The sequence below is a fragment of the Streptomyces sp. NPDC003035 genome (genome assembly GCF_042888285.1).
Lineage (GTDB): Bacteria > Actinomycetota > Actinomycetes > Streptomycetales > Streptomycetaceae > Streptomyces.
The window spans coordinates 440229-454613 of the sequence record NZ_JBIAPJ010000005.1 but is presented as its reverse complement, the minus strand read 5'-3'; the positions used below and the strand labels follow the sequence as shown (position 1 = coordinate 454613).

9 protein-coding genes are annotated in these 14385 nt (G+C 72.4%); 5 read left to right on the top strand and 4 right to left on the bottom strand.

What is annotated here, in order from left to right; all coding sequences use genetic code 11:
- Positions 1-159 precede the first annotated feature (159 nt).
- A complete protein-coding gene (locus tag ACFYV5_RS18800; RefSeq protein ID WP_389169507.1) occupies positions 160-1107 on the top strand; it encodes a hypothetical protein in 948 nt (315 codons plus the stop codon).
- 29 nt (positions 1108-1136) lie between these two features.
- Here the strand turns inward: ACFYV5_RS18800 and ACFYV5_RS18795 are convergent, their stop codons facing one another.
- On the bottom strand, positions 1137-1883 hold the full coding sequence (locus ACFYV5_RS18795; RefSeq protein WP_389169504.1) for an SDR family oxidoreductase: 747 nt from the start codon (positions 1881-1883) through the stop codon (positions 1137-1139).
- A gap of 84 nt (positions 1884-1967) precedes the next feature.
- On the opposite strand from ACFYV5_RS18795, the gene ACFYV5_RS18790 reads away from it, so the two are divergent.
- The 3 genes from ACFYV5_RS18790 (at position 1968) to ACFYV5_RS18780 (ending at position 6056) form a co-directional block, all read left to right on the top strand.
- Positions 1968-2897 carry an aminoglycoside phosphotransferase family protein gene (locus ACFYV5_RS18790; protein WP_389169502.1) on the top strand — a complete coding sequence of 310 codons (930 nt, stop codon included), beginning with the start codon at positions 1968-1970 and terminating at the stop codon, positions 2895-2897.
- 169 nt (positions 2898-3066) lie between these two features.
- Positions 3067-4587, top strand: a complete 1521-nt coding sequence (locus ACFYV5_RS18785) for a hypothetical protein (RefSeq protein WP_389169499.1) — start codon at positions 3067-3069, stop codon at positions 4585-4587.
- Positions 4587-6056, top strand: a complete 1470-nt coding sequence (locus tag ACFYV5_RS18780; protein WP_389169496.1) for a PQQ-binding-like beta-propeller repeat protein — start codon at positions 4587-4589, stop codon at positions 6054-6056. Before ACFYV5_RS18785 ends, ACFYV5_RS18780 begins: the two co-directional genes overlap by 1 nt.
- Positions 6057-6121: 65 nt before the next feature.
- On the opposite strand, the gene ACFYV5_RS18775 is transcribed toward ACFYV5_RS18780, so the two are convergent.
- Complete coding sequence (locus ACFYV5_RS18775; protein WP_389169493.1) at positions 6122-8152, bottom strand: HelD family protein; 2031 nt, start codon at positions 8150-8152, stop codon at positions 6122-6124.
- A 236-nt stretch (positions 8153-8388) separates the two neighbouring features.
- On the opposite strand from ACFYV5_RS18775, the gene ACFYV5_RS18770 reads away from it, so the two are divergent.
- The gene (locus tag ACFYV5_RS18770; protein ID WP_389169490.1) at positions 8389-9738 is read left to right on the top strand and encodes a hypothetical protein; all 1350 of its coding nucleotides are present in this window, start codon (positions 8389-8391) and stop codon (positions 9736-9738) included.
- A gap of 53 nt (positions 9739-9791) precedes the next feature.
- On the opposite strand, the gene ACFYV5_RS18765 is transcribed toward ACFYV5_RS18770, so the two are convergent.
- Both ACFYV5_RS18765 and ACFYV5_RS18760 read right to left on the bottom strand, forming a co-directional pair.
- On the bottom strand, positions 9792-11444 hold the full coding sequence (locus ACFYV5_RS18765; RefSeq protein WP_389169487.1) for a DNA repair helicase XPB: 1653 nt from the start codon (positions 11442-11444) through the stop codon (positions 9792-9794).
- Between the two features lie 119 nt (positions 11445-11563).
- On the bottom strand, positions 11564-14326 hold the full coding sequence (locus tag ACFYV5_RS18760; protein WP_389169484.1) for a helicase-associated domain-containing protein: 2763 nt from the start codon (positions 14324-14326) through the stop codon (positions 11564-11566).
- Between the last annotated feature and the right edge of the window lie 59 nt (positions 14327-14385).

Below are 14385 nucleotides of genomic sequence, written 5' to 3'. Positions count from 1 at the left end.
GAGGGGGCAGCGCGCATAGCCCCCGTCATGACGCTGCCATGACACACACTAGGGCAGTGTCTTCCCGTTGGCGAAGGGCGCCACGCGGGGCGTGAGGTGGGTAACCGCCCGGTGTGGCCGACTCGTTCAGCGCGGGACCAACCCCCTAGGGTCATGGGCATGACCTCAGGACAGAGTGTGCGCACCGGCGGAGTACCGGACCTGATCGTGTGGATCGACCACGTTCCGGAGGCGATCGACCGGCTGCGGGAGGAGAGTCTTCCCGAAGAGACGCGGCTCGATTTCGGCGTGGAGTCCCTGCCGCGGCTGGAGGCGGCCTTGTTGCGCCACTACGCCCCGGACGCGCCGGCGGAACCGGGCGTCGCACTCGTGAACGACGCCATGGCCTATCTCGGTGAGGTTCTGCTGACGGTCGCGGGCGGAGGATGGGGCTGGGACACGGAGCCGGTCGGTGAGGTGGAGGGCCGGCCGGTGGTGGTGCCGGACGCCGCGCTCGGGCTCGAACCGGTGGCCCCGATGCTCTTGGTCGAACGGGCGCTGAGCCGCCGTACCGGCGACGAGTTCGCGGCGGCCGCCCGGCGGCTGAGCGACGCCGTGGCAGGGATGCGCGAGGAGCGGCCGGACTGGGAGCCGGTGAAGGAGCACACGCCGGGAGTGGACCCGGAGCCGGAGGTCGCGCTCCATCCGTGGCTGGCCGGCTGGCTCGCCGAACGGGAGCGGGCGTTCGCCGCCTGGGTCCAGGAGACCGGGCAGCCGGCGGAGACCTGGGACTTCTCCGCCTCCTCCCTCGACGTGCTGGAGCGGCTGACCAAGGAACGGTTCTCCTCCGGCCCCCACTTCGAGGCGTCGGAGCCGGAGTCGTTCCTCCAGGGCGCCGTCTGGTACGTGGGGGAGGTGGCGCGGCGCTCGCGTGGCGCGGCGTGGAGCTACATGGACCCGGAGGAGCACGACACCACATGGGCGGGCCAGCCGTACCTGACCCAGCCGGGGGTACGGGACGGCAACATCGCCTCGCCCATGGCCGAGCTGTACGCGGCCTCGGTGATGGCCGGGGAGGACGAGAGCGGCGTGCTGCGGGAGCGGCTGAGCTGGTACAAGGAGAGCTGACGGCCGCGGGCCGGCGCTCTCGCCTCCGGTCAGCGGCCGCCCGAGACCCTCAGGATCGTGCCCGTCGTGTACGACGCGTCCGGGGACAGCAGCCAGGCCACCGCCGCCGCGATCTCCGACGGGTGGCCCGGGCGGCCCAGGGGGATCGTGGCCGCGGCCTTCGCCGGGCGGTCCGGATCGCCCATCGTCGCGTGCATGTCGGTCTCGATGATGCCGGGAGCCACCGCGTTGACCCGGATGCCGTCCGGGCCGAGCTCCTTGGAGAGGCCCACCGTCAGGGCGTCGGTCGCCGCCTTCGTGGCCGCGTAGTGGACGTAGTCGCCGGGGCTGCCCAGCGTGGCCGCGGCGGAGGAGATGTTCACGATCGCCCCCCCGCCGTGCGCGCCCATGTCGCGGGCGGCGCGGCGGCAACACAGCAGGTAACCCAGGAGGTTGACCTCCACCACCCGGCGCAGGTCCTCGGTCGTGGCGTCCGCGAGGCGGCCCAGCGGGCCCGTCACACCCGCGTTGTTGACCAGACCGGTCACCAGGCCCAGTTCGGCCTCCGCCGTGTCGAACAGCCGCTCCACGTCCGCCTCCACCGACGTGTCGGCCCGTACGACGGCACACCGCCGGCCCGCCGCCCGGACCGCCCGCGCCGTCTCCTCCGCGGCGGCGCCGTCGCGTACGTACCCGAGCACCAGATCGTGCCCCTCGGCCGCCAGCCGTACGCAGGTCGCCGCGCCGATCCCGCGGCTGCCGCCGGTGACGACGGTGACGGAGGTCGTGCTGGACATAGGGGTTCCACCCTTCTCGCGGTCGCGCCGCCCCCACCGTAATCCGGTCGCCCGGCGCGGGTTCCGCTGGCTACCCTCCGCGCCATGACCGACCTCGTGCGCAGACTGATCGCCGCCCAGTTCCCCCAGTGGGCGGAGCTGCCCGTCACGCACGTGCCGTCCGCCGGGACGGACAACGACATGTTCCGTCTCGGCGACGCGATGGCGGTCCGGCTGCCGAAGACCGCCGACAACGCCCGGTCCATCGTCAAGGAACAGCGCTGGCTGCCGCACCTCGCCCCGCACCTCCCGCTGCCGGTGCCGGTGCCGCTGGGCAAGGGCGTCCCGGGGGAGGACTTCGCGCTGCCCTGGTCGGTGTACGGCTGGCTCGACGGCGCCGACGCCTTCGACGAGCCCCTCACCGATCTCGCCCACGCGGCTGTGGAGTTGGGCCGCTTCGGCGTGGCCCTGCGGGCCGTGGACGCCACCGGAGGCCCGCGGTCCTTCCGGGGCGGCCGGGTCACCGAGTGGACGGGGGACCACATCGACCGCGCGCTGCGTGAACTCGGTGGAGACGGCACGGTCGACGGCGCCGCCGCGACCGAGGCATGGGAGTCGGTCCTGCGCCTTCCGCCGTGGGACGGCGACCCCGTCTGGGTCCACGGCGACCTGCTGCCAGGCAACCTGCTGACCCGGGAGGGGCGGCTCAGCGCCGTCATCGACTTCGGCGGCGTCGGCACCGGGGACCCGGCCTGCGACATGATGGCCGCCTGGACACTCCTGACCCCCGAGACCCGCCCGCTGTTCCGCGAGGCCGCCCAGGTCGACGACGCGACCTGGGCCCGGGGCCGGGGCTGGGCGCTCGGCTGGGGCCTGGTGACCGAGCACTACTACCGTGCCACCAACCCCGTCCTGGCCGCCGTCGCCCGCCGCGCCCGGTCCGAGGCGCTCGCCGAGTACCCGATCGAGTCTGCTCACCGTTTCTGCACCGAAGTCCTACGGGGCGGGGCGGCCTTGTGCGAGCGCAGGCCATAGGGTGTTCTGCGAGTGACGGGGAGGGTGGCCGGGAGATTGCGAGACGTGCTCGGCATGAGCTCGTACACGCAACTCGGACGAGGCCCGGCAGAGTTGCAAGCTCGCTCCTCCGTGAGGCCGGACCGTGCCACGTGCTCCCTCATCGAGTGAATGGTGCGAGAGGGAAACTATGTCGTATTCGGCGCCGCCCGGAGGGCCGGGCCCCGCGGGTCCGTACGGGGCACCGGGCCAGCAGCCCATCGCCCCTCATGGGGCACCGCCCCAGCAGCCCGGGTGGTACCCGCCCGGACCGCCTCCGCCACCGCCGCCGGCCGGCAACCCGGGCGGCGGCAAGGGCCTGAAGGCGGCCGTCATCGGGCTCTCGGTCCTGGCGCTCGTGGCAGTGCTCGGTGTCGGCGGGTTCGCCTTGTACAACGAGGTCGGCGGGGGTTCCCTGCCTCTTGCCGAAGGGTCGGGGGAAGACACCGAGCAGGTGGTGAGCCAAGAGGACATAGCCACATTGCTCGACGGCCGCACCCAGGCGCTGAAGAGCGGTGACGAGGACGCGTACCTCGCCCCCTTCGTCGGCCAGGCCAAGGAGGAGCAGCGCAAGCTCTTCCGGAACCTGCGCAAGGTGCCCTTCGCCGAGTCCAAGTACATGGTTCTCAAGCAGACCGGCGGCTCGGACGAGTACGGCTCCGACGTGAAGGTCGCCCTCGACATCGCCTTCGTCCATCAGATCAAGGGGGTCGACGTACGTCCGGTGTCCGAGTGGTACCGGTGGACGGTGGAGCGGGAGTCCGCGTCCGCCGAGCCGCGCATCACCGGCGTGGGCGGTTCACCCTCCGCGTACGGGCTCGCATCCGCTGTCTACTACCCGGCGCCCTGGGACCTCTACGAGGACATGTACGTCAAGCGGAACGCGCACACCGTGACCATCGCGGCGAAGAAGAACGCCGCCGCCGCCGGTCGCTACGCGCCGATCATCGAGCAGGCGGCGAAGGCCGACGTGGAGCTGTGGAAGTCGAAGGCTCCCGAGGTTTCCGACATACCCTCCGGCTTCCTCGTCGTGATCGAGCCGGACCGCAAGACGTACACGAAGCTCTACAACAACGGCGGCCGGGACGTCGGCTGGGACGCCGGGCAGAGCGTGCCGATGCCGGCCTTCAACGCGGGATACGGGGGAGGCACGGAGGACGCGCTGGAGTACGGCGGTGCGCGCATCAAGCTGGACGCCTCCACGAGCCGCTTCACCTCCTCCGCCTGGCAGCGGGGCGTAGCAGAGATATCCCGCCATGAGATCGCGCACGCGCTCGTCCAGCCCCTGGACGACGGGTCGTACGGCTACGACGAGAAGACGAGCATCCGGGCGTGGGTCGTCGAGGGGTTCGCGGAGTACGTCGCGTATCGCTTCGACCGAGGACTTGGGAAGGACCGTGTCCGCCGCGATCTGTCGGGTGAGGACTTCGACGGCAAGCTGCCGGAGCAGGACTTCGAGGGTTCCCTCAACCCGATCGGCATGAACTACGCGCTCAGCTATCTCGCGGTGCAGTTCATCGCCGACAAGGGCGGCGAAGAGGCCGCCTTCGAATTCGTCGTGGCCCACTACAAGAAGCCCACCGAGTTCGAGCAGCAGCTGCGGAAGGCCGTGGGCATGGGCGAGAGCGAATTCGAGGCCGCGTGGGCCCAGTACGTCAGGAGCAACAGCTGATGAGCACCAACGGTCCCGTGCCGGGCACCGACCCCTACGGGCAGCAGCCGCCCATGCCGCCGCAGGGCTATGGATACCCGCAGCAGGGCTACGGCTATCAGCAACAGCAGCCGATGGCGCCACAGCAGGGCTACGGCTATCAGCAGCAGTTCCCCGGGGCTCCCGTACCGGCAGCACCGCCACGCAAGAAGAACACCGGGCTGATCGTGCTGCTCGTCGTCGCACTCGTCGTCCTCGGCGGAGCGGGAGGAGGAGCCTGGTATCTCCTGGCGGGTTCCACCGAGCCGCTGTGGAGCGTGTCGTCGAAGACCGAGTGGGGCGGGAGCAGCGAACAGGAGGTGGACGGCACCTGGTTCACCGACAAGGCCGTGGTGCAGACCCTGGCCGGCGGTGTGAAGGCCTACGACCGCCTCACCGGGAAGAAGTTGTGGGCCACACCGCTCCCCGGTGCGGGCAACCAGGCGTGCGTGGCACCCTCCGGTTCCGACGGCGGGATCGGGATCGTCGCCTACGGCGCCTCGGGCGTCGGTGGGGCACACGGCAAGTGTGATCACGTCGCCGCGTTCGACCTCGGCACGGGCAAGGAGCTGTGGCACAAGCGCTTCAAGGTGAAGGACGAGTTCGGCTCGGGCACGAAGCTCGCGGTGGCCCGGACCGGTGAGGCGGTGGTCGTCAGGACGGACCTGGAACAGGTCGCGCTGAAGGCGTCCGACGGCTCCACGGCCTGGGACGTGAAGAAGGCCGCTCCGAAGGGCTGTTACCCCGGCACGTACACCGGTGGCAGGAATCTGATCCGTCTCAACGCGTGCGACGGCGGGGACGCGTTCTCCGGCGAGAAGTGGAGCGAGGCGTCCCTCATCGACCCCGCCACCGGCAAGGCCCGGTGGACGAAGCGGTTCGGTGAGGACGAGGCGGAGATCGTCCTCTCCAGCTCCCCGATCGTCATCAGCGCGGTGGGGCAAGGGGTCGATGTGTTCGCACTCGACGAGAAGTCCGGCGAACTGCGCAGCGAGCTCCCGAAGATCACGGAGAAGTACTACGCCCTCACGGACGACAACGGAATGCCGATGCGTCAGGCGGCAGGCTTCGGGAACATCTTCCTTCTGGGGACGAGCGAGCGAGGCGGTGAGGGCGAGTCGCGCACGCTGGTCGCCTACGACCTGGACACCGGCAAGGAGCTGTGGAAGGCGCCGGCAGCGGACGCGATCCAGTACATGCCGCTGAGGGAGACCGGCGGTGAGCGGCTCCTGGTGTACGTCACCGAGGCCACGAAGCAGCCGAAGCTGGTGGAGTTCGATCCCCAGAACGGTGCGATGACGACAGTCGCCGAGTATCCCGAAGAGGTGGACAAGAACCTGGGCGTCGGCGCGTGGCCGTTCTGGCACAAGGACACGATCTACGTCACCACGGTCGGTGCCAGCATGAGCGACACGTCCTACTCCCTCGTGGCCCTGCCCACGGCCACGTAGGAGCGGACCCGTCCGACGGCGAGGCCGGCTCTGAGCCGGCCTCGCCGCACTGCGGAACGCGTCCGTCAGTCCTCGGCCAACTGCGACGGCAAGGCCGAGGAGTGAAGCACCGTCAGGCCCGAGACGGCACGCGTCAGCGCCACGTACAGCCGCCGCAGGCCCGTCCGCTCGTCCGGCTCGCCGTCGACCACCGCCGCCGGGTCGTCCAGGACCACGTAGTCGTACTCCAGGCCCTTCGCCAGGGACGCCGGAACCAGCGTCAGCCGGGACTCGGCCGTCGTCTCCTCGCCCGGGGCGAGGTACGCGAGGCCGGCGGCCGTCAGCGCCTCCGCCAGCGGCGCGATCCGCGCGTCGGCGGCGATCAGGCCGATCGATCCCTCGTGCCCCAGGGACTCCACGCAGGCGGCGACGACGGCCGCGTCCAGCTCATCCGGCCCGAAGCGCCGGATCTCCAGCGAGCCCGGGTTCTCCCGGACCGACTCGACGGCCGCCAGGCCCGGGGACATGTGCGGCAGGAGCCTGGAGGCGTACGCGATGACCTCGCGCGGCACACGGAAACCGGCGGTCAGCTCCTCCACCACGGCCTCCGGCTTCCCCAGATGCCCCAGCGCCTGCGCCCAGCTCTCCGTCGCCCACGGCGTCGTGCCCTGCGCCAGGTCGCCCAGGATCGTCGCCGAGCCGGTCGAGCAGCGGCGCCCCACGGCCCGGTACTGCATCGGGGACAGGTCCTGCGCCTCGTCCAGGACCACGTGCCCGAGCGAGTGCGTGCGCTCCACCAGGTCCTTCGCCTCGTCGATCAGGACCGCGTCCGCCGCCGACCACTTCGCCGACTTCACCGACCGCGCGGGCTTCGTCCACAGCAGCAGCTTCTGCTCGTCCGCCGACAGCACCCCCTCCGCGTGCTCCGCCAGGAAGACCGGGTCGCTCAGCAGCCGCAGCACCAGCTTCGCCGGGTCGACCGCGGGCCAGACCGCCTTCACGAACGCCTTCACCGCCGCGTTGCGGGCCACCGCGTCCTGCACACGGTCGTCCGGCGCCTCACCCGCCTGCTCCATCCGCACCAGGACCGCGTGCGCGACGCGCTGCGGCAGCGCGTCATGGGCGGCGCCGTAGCGGATGTCCCGGTCCAGCAACTCCCGGACGATCTGCTCCAGTTCGTACGCCGGTACGCGCCACCGGCGGGAGCCGCGCACCACCATCAGCGGCTCGGTGGGCAGCGTGACGTGCGAGCGGACCGCGCGCCGCAGCACCTCCGCCATCCGCGCGTCGCCCTTCACGACCGCCGTCGCCGCCTCGTCCGTCCCCCGCACCTCGACATGCGCCACGAGGTCGTCGACGGTCGCCTGCCGCACCTCCAGCTCGCCCAGCGCCGGCAGCACCTGCTCGATGTAGTGCAGGAAGGACCGGTTCGGGCCGATGACGAGGGTGCCGGTGCGGGCCAGCCGCTCCCGGTGGGCGTAGAGGAGGTACGCGACCCGGTGCAGACCCACGGCCGTCTTTCCGGTGCCCGGCCCTCCCTGCACGCAGACGCTTCCGGCGAGACCGGACCGTACGATCTCGTCCTGCTCGGGCTGGATGGTGGCGACGATGTCCCGCATCGGACCCACGCGCGGCCGCTCGATCTCCGCCTGGAGCAGCCTGCTCGTCCGTTCCAGCTCGTCGGGGTCGGAGAGGTGCTCGTCCTCGTACGCGGTGAGCTCGCCGCCCGTGTAGCCGAACCGGCGCCGCAGCCCCACGTCCTGCGGATCCTTCTTCGAGGCCCGGTAGAACGGCTGCGAGACCGGGGCGCGCCAGTCGATCACCATCGGGTCGCCCTGGGCGTCGTGGACGTGCCGGCGGCCGATGTAGAAGCGCTGCCCCTCCTGCGTGGTGTGCAGGTAGTCGAGCCGGCCGAAGAACAGCGGGGTGTGGGAGAGGTCGGCCAGCGCCTTGATCCGCTCCTCGATCTGGGCCTGCAGCACCGCTGCGTTGACCCAGTTCGCGGTGACGTCCTTGATGTCCAGCGCCTCGGCGTCCTCGCGCATCGCGCGCAGCGCGGCACGGGAGTCGGTGAGATGGGCGCGCTCGCGCGCGAGGGGGTCGTCCGAAGCGGACATGGCGGTGCCTCCGAGTACGCGTGCATGACGGGGGCCGCCGGTTTCCGACCGGACGGCGACTCTCCACGAAAGGGAGGCGGGGAAGTCGGAGAGTGTAGCTTCCGCCCACGGTGGCGGGCGAACGATTTTCGCCTCGGCGTTTTCGCCTCGGCGGACCGTGCAACTTTCACCCGCCCCCGGAGGTCTCCTCTTCGCACCGCCGTCTCCCCACGGAGCACAGAGGAACAGAGGAGATCATGAGAAAGCCTTCCGCCGGCCGCGTCACGCGACTCGGTGCGAGCGTCACCGCAGCGGGTCTGTTCACGGTCGGGATGGCCGCCACCCCGGCCGCCGCCGACAGCGACCAGCTGTGGATCTCGGCGCCGTACGAGCTCGTGCTGCCCAAGGCCGCCGACAACGGCACGCAGACCCCTGCCACCACCGTCGCCCTGGGCCTCTCCCATGACAACGACACCTATCGCGTCACCGACGGCCGGCTCACCGTCGACGTCTCCGGCCTGGCAGGCGTGGCCGACGTCACCTGGCCGGAGAACTGCGCGCCGAGCGGTACGACCGCCGTGTGCTCCTTCCCCGAGGTCCAGCTGACGGGCTTCCCTCCCCAGCTCCATCTGAAGGTCCGGGCGGCGTCCGGGGCGGACGTCGGCGTCGGCGGCCGGATCTCCTACACGGCGACGGCCACGACGACGGGCGAGGGCGGCCTGCTCACGGCGCACGAGAACTCCACCACGGTCCGGGTCGCCTCCGGCCCCGACCTCGTCCTGAACCAGCCCGCGCCGGTCTCGGACGTCGCGCCGGGCAGCACCGTGCCCGTGCCGTTCTCCGTCGTCAACAACGGCAACGAGCGGGCGGAAGGCGTCCAGGTCACCTTCTACGCCACCCGCGGACTCGACATCGGCGCCGTCGCCCCGCAGTGCACCAGCACGCCGGTCGGCGAGGGCACGATCAAGCCGGTCACCAAGGTGGAGTGCGCCTTCGACGACGTCGTCGAGCCGGGCGGCTCCTTCGCCCTGCCGTCGCCGCTGCGGGCGACGGTCGCGTCGTACGCGCTCGCCGAGCGCATCGACATGGGTGTGCAGCCCCGCGGTGGCGTCGAGGACCTGGCGCCGGAGAGCAACGGCGCGATCGCCTCGATCGGGGCCAGGAACACGGCGGACTTCGCGGTCCGCGGCGCGAAGGTGAGCGGCGCCGCCGGTGAGACGGTGAAGGCCGAGCTGACCTTCCGTAACCGCGGCCCGGCGTGGATCGCCAACCTCGGCTCCGGCGACCCGGTCGCCGCCGTCGACATGACCGTCCCCCGCGGCGCCACCGTCACGGCCGTCCCGGACAGCTGCGAGCCCCGCACGCTGGACGGCGGCTGGTACGAGAGCGAGACCCGCACCGGTGCACCGCGCTACCTGTGCCAGCTCCCGATGTGGGTGGCCGAGCAGCAGACGGTGACGTTCCCCTTCGAGCTGCGGATCGACACCGTCGTCACCGGCGCCAAGGGCGCGATCACGCTGAAGCCCCCGTACGGCGACGCGCCCCTGCCGTTCGACCCGAACGTCGGGAACAACAAGGCGAAGCTGGTTCTGAACCCGGCGGTCTGACGACTGCACGCAAAGGGGCCCCGTCCGGTCCGGACGGGGCCCTTCGGCGTGGTCTAGGCGGGTGCGTCGCCTGCCATCAGTTCGTCCGCGTCGACGATCCGGTACGCGTACCCCTGCTCGGCCAGGAACCGCTGGCGGTGCGCCGCGAAGTCCTGGTCGATCGTGTCCCGCGCGACCACCGAGTAGAAGTGCGCCTGGTGGCCGTCGGCCTTCGGCCGGAGCACCCGGCCGAGGCGCTGGGCCTCCTCCTGGCGGGAGCCGAACGTGCCCGACACCTGGATCGCGACCGTCGCCTCGGGCAGGTCGATCGAGAAGTTCGCGACCTTCGAGACGACCAGCACGCTGATCTCGCCCTGGCGGAACGCCTCGAAGAGCTTCTCGCGCTGCGTGTTCGACGTCTCGCCCTTGATGACCGGCGCGTTCAGGTGCTCGCCCAGCTCGTCCAGCTGGTCGATGTACTGGCCGATGACGAGGATCTGCTGCCCGGCGAACTTCCGCACCAGGGCCTCCGTCACCTTCCGCTTCGTCGCCGTCGTCGCGCAGAAGCGGTACTTCTCCTCCGCCTCCGCCGTCGCGTACGCGAGCCGTTCGGCGTCCGTCAGATTGACCCGGACCTCCACGCAGTCGGCGGGCGCGATGTACCCCTGCGCCTCGATCTCCTTCCACGGCGCGTCGAAGCGCTTCGGGCCGATCAGCGAGAACACGTCCGACTCCCGCCCGTCCTCTCGGACGAGGGTCGCCGTCAGCCCGAGCCGCCGCCGGGCCTGCAGGTCGGCGGTGAACTTGAAGACGGGGGCCGGCAGCAGGTGCACCTCGTCGTAGACGATCAGGCCCCAGTCCCGGGAGTCGAAGAGCTCCAGGTGCGGGTAGATGCCCTTCCGCTTGGTCGTGAGGACCTGGTACGTGGCGATGGTGACCGGCCGGATCTCCTTCTTCGTACCGCTGTACTCGCCGATCTCGTCCTCGGTCAGCGAGGTCCGCTTCACCAGCTCGTGCTTCCACTGACGGGCCGAGACGGTGTTCGTCACCAGGATCAGCGTGGTCGCCTTGGCCTGCGCCATCGCACCGGCGCCGACCAGCGTCTTGCCCGCGCCGCAGGGCAGCACGACGACCCCGGAGCCACCGTGCCAGAAGCCCTCGACGGCCTGCTTCTGGTACGGCCGGAGCGCCCAGCCGTCCTCGGCGAGGTCGATGCGGTGCGCCTCGCCGTCCACGTACCCGGCCAGGTCCTCGGCCGGCCAGCCCAGTTTGAGGAGCGTCTGCTTGATCTGCCCGCGCTCGGAGGGGTGCACGGCGACCGTGTCCGCGTCGATCCGGGCGCCGACCAGCGGCTGCACCTTCTTCGAGCGGAGGATCTCCTCCAGGACGGGCCGGTCGGTGCTGGTGAGGACGAGGCCGTGGGTGGGGTGCTTGGAGAGGGTGAGCCGGCCGTAGCGGGCCATGGTCTCGGCGACGTCCACGAGGAGCGCGTGCGGCACGGGGTAGCGGGAGAACTCGACCAGCGCGTCGACGACCTGCTCGGCGTCGTGCCCGGCCGCCCGGGCGTTCCACAGCCCGAGCGGGGTCACCCGGTAGGTGTGGATGTGCTCGGGCGCCCGCTCCAGCTCCGCGAAGGGCGCGATGGCTCGCCGGCAGGCGTCGGCCTGCTCGTGGTCGACCTCCAGGAGCAGGGTCTTGTCGCTCTGGACGATGAGTGGTCCGTTCACGCCTTCAGGGTCCTTCCCGCCGTGCCGCTCCCTGGATTCCGGTAGCGGCCAAACATCCAGTGTGCATGACGGGCGGCCGGTGCAGGGGGGAGCAGCGGGTGACCTTCGCCCCGGGGGACCTACACGTGGTCGTCCGCCAGTTCCGCGACGCCCGTGATGCGGTGCAGCGGGTACGTGCGGACTTCGTCCGCCGTGTGGTCGTAACCCGTCACGAAGCCGCCCTCCACCCGGACCGGGGCGATGACCCGCTGGCTGGCCGCGCCCCCCGCGTTCACGTAGCCGATCCACACGGCCGAACCCGTCATCGCGGCGGCCTGGACCGTGGCCAGGGTCTCGGCGGCGGAGGTGCGGGGAAGTTCGCCGGGGGCCGGCGGGGCGCCCTCGGGGCGCTCCTTGCGGACGGCCGTCGAGGCGAGGTCCCCGGCCCGGATCGCGCGGACCGCCGCGCCGAGCAGGGTCGTGTCCGGTACGGGCGGGCCCTCGGGGACGGGGGCGGGCGCGGTGCGGGCGCCGGTGCGGTAGGCGTCGGCGCGGGTGATCAGGACATCGCCCTCCGCGGACTCGGCGGCCGGGGCGTACCCCATCGACCGCAGTCCGTCGAGCAGCGACGCCGGGTCGGTCTGGGCGGCGAGCACGGTGGGCGCGAGGCGGCGCAGCCGCAGCGACGTGGACCGCTTGTCGGCCAGGATCTCGCCGAGGAGCGCGTCGTCGTCGCAGCGTACGTAGGCGGAGGCGGCGCCGATCCGCAGATGGCCGTGCCTCCGCGCCACGTCGTCGATGAGGTACGCGAGGGGCTGCGGGACCGGCGTACGGGAGTGTGCCGTCAGGAAGTCGTGCAGATCGGAAGCGCTGCGTCCGGCGTCGAGCGCGCGGCGCACGGAGCCGGGCGTGAACCGGTAGACGGTCGCGCCACCCTTCGATTCCACGTCCGCGAGGACGGCGAGCATGTCGGCGAGGGGACGCCGGAGCGGCCCGGGCGCGACCGCGGTGAGGTCGGCCTGGAGCAGTACGTGGTCGACGGCCTCGGGGAGGAGCGGGGCGAGCAGGGCCGCGGCCCGGGAGGCGGCGACGGACAGCTCGACGTCGTGGAGGGCCACCGGCTCGGCGGCGGCCTCGGCGAGGGGCAGGTTGAGCAGCGCCCGGGCGTGCGAGGCGAGGGCCCCGCGGCCGGTGATCCCGAGCATCTCGGCCTCGGAGAGGGTCCACAGGGCGATGCGGGAGCGGAGGTCGGTGGGGGCGGTGTGCGCGGCGGAGGGGTGCCCGGGGTGGTCGGTGCCTCGACCGTACGCCGTGCCCGTACCGTGGCCTGCGCCTGCGCCTGCGCCTGCGCCTGCGCCTGCGCCTGCACCTCGGCCGTACGCCGTGCCCGTACCCGCGCCGTGGCCGTGCGCGCCGGCACCGGCACCGAATGTCGCACCCGCGGGCGCGCCCCCGCCGGCTCCCGTGCCCGCGCCCTGAGTGCCCGGCCCCGTGGGCCTGGCGGCCGCGCCCCGCAGGGGGCGTTCCCACCGCAGGCGCGCCAGCACCGACTCCGGGTCCGCCGCCGCGCCCGGCGGCAGCGTGGCCTGCAGGGTGAGCACCCGCCGCCGGACCTCCGGCGCCGCGCCCCGGTCGAGGTCCGGGCCCAGCGCCGACAGCGCGCGGCCCTTCGCGTCCTGGCCGCCGACCAGACCGGCGGTACGCGTCCCCACCAGCCAGGCCGTGACGAGCGCGGCCCAACGCTCGGCCGCGGGCAGGTCGAGCCAGTCGTCGTACGCGGGCGTCGGCGCGTACCGCTCGTCCGCCTCGCCGTCCGAGGCCAGCAGCCCCGCCCCGTAACAGAGTTCCAGCCAGAACGCGGCGACCGGCTCCGTGACGTCCAGTGCCGCGGCCGTCCGCTTGAGGTCCCGTACCGACAGACCACCCGAGCGCAGGACGGCGGGACCGCCCTGGTTCCAGCCCTTCAGCATCTCCTCGACCGTCGCGAGCGCCGTGTACGCCTGGCCGGCCGCCGCGTTGTCCACAGCCTTGGGAGAGTACGCGCGCAGGACGGACAGTGCCGGGGCGTGCGGCTCCGGCGTGCGGTGGGCCCGGCCGCCCCGCAGGTGCAGCGCGGCCTCGCGCGGCAGCACCACCGTGCGCGTCGAGGAGGGCAGGAGCAGGCCGCGGTCACGCAGCCAGCGGACCGGCGGGGCGGGGTTCGCCGTCACCTCTCCGTACGGCGGACCCCACACCAGCCGGTCGAGAACCGCCAGCGCCTCGGGCGGCGCCGTGTCGAGCAGCGCGCCCATCCGGTCCCGGTCGGTGAACAGCTCGGTCAGCGCGGCGACCGCCGAGACCGGGTCGTGCGTCGCGGGCAGTCCGGCCGCCGCGATGATCTCCTGGATCCGGCCGGGCGACATCCCCGCCGTGGCCTCGGCGACGGTCGGCCCCAGACCGGTGGGGGACGGGTGCTGCGGTGAGGGCGCGAGCAGCTCCCGCGCGGTCCGCACGAGCCGCAGCCGGTCGTCGTCGCCCCAGACGAGCGCCTGCTCGCGCAGGACCTCCAGCGCGCGCGGGAGCGCGGCCTCGATGTCCGGGTCGCCGTCGTCGCCGGTGAGCAGGGCGAGGAGTACGGGATACGGGGCGGGGTCCGGGGCCACGGCCAGCGCCTCGGCGGTCTGGAGCGTGAACCGGTCGAGCCGTTCGAGCGCGCGCACGACGGAGCCGCGGGTACCGGCCCGGGTCGCGAGCTGGGTCAGGTCGTTCGGCACGGGGGAGAGGAGATCCGGGCGGGCGCGCAGCAGCGCGGCCAGCCCTTCGTCGCCCCGCGCGCGCAGCGCCTCCGCAAGCGTGCGTGGCGCAGCGGCGGCACCAGTTCCTCCGGGCACGTGCGCCTCCCGATCGAGCTCACCGATCCCCATCCGCCCCACGTTAGCCCCTGCGCGGGCGCTAACGTCGGGGCGTACCGGCCGTGGAGGGG

Bases quoted from the DNA above. Each gene is read 5' to 3' on its own strand.
- ACFYV5_RS18760 (WP_389169484.1), bottom strand. From the start codon at position 14,326: ATGGGGATCGGTGAGCTCGATCGGGAGGCGCACGTGCCCGGAGGAACT.
- ACFYV5_RS18780 (WP_389169496.1), top strand. From the start codon at position 4,587: ATGAGCACCAACGGTCCCGTGCCGGGCACCGACCCCTACGGGCAGCAG.
- ACFYV5_RS18775 (WP_389169493.1), bottom strand. From the start codon at position 8,152: ATGTCCGCTTCGGACGACCCCCTCGCGCGCGAGCGCGCCCATCTCACC.
- ACFYV5_RS18770 (WP_389169490.1), top strand. From the start codon at position 8,389: ATGAGAAAGCCTTCCGCCGGCCGCGTCACGCGACTCGGTGCGAGCGTC.
- ACFYV5_RS18800 (WP_389169507.1), top strand. From the start codon at position 160: ATGACCTCAGGACAGAGTGTGCGCACCGGCGGAGTACCGGACCTGATC.
- ACFYV5_RS18795 (WP_389169504.1), bottom strand. From the start codon at position 1,883: ATGTCCAGCACGACCTCCGTCACCGTCGTCACCGGCGGCAGCCGCGGG.
- ACFYV5_RS18785 (WP_389169499.1), top strand. From the start codon at position 3,067: ATGTCGTATTCGGCGCCGCCCGGAGGGCCGGGCCCCGCGGGTCCGTAC.
- ACFYV5_RS18790 (WP_389169502.1), top strand. From the start codon at position 1,968: ATGACCGACCTCGTGCGCAGACTGATCGCCGCCCAGTTCCCCCAGTGG.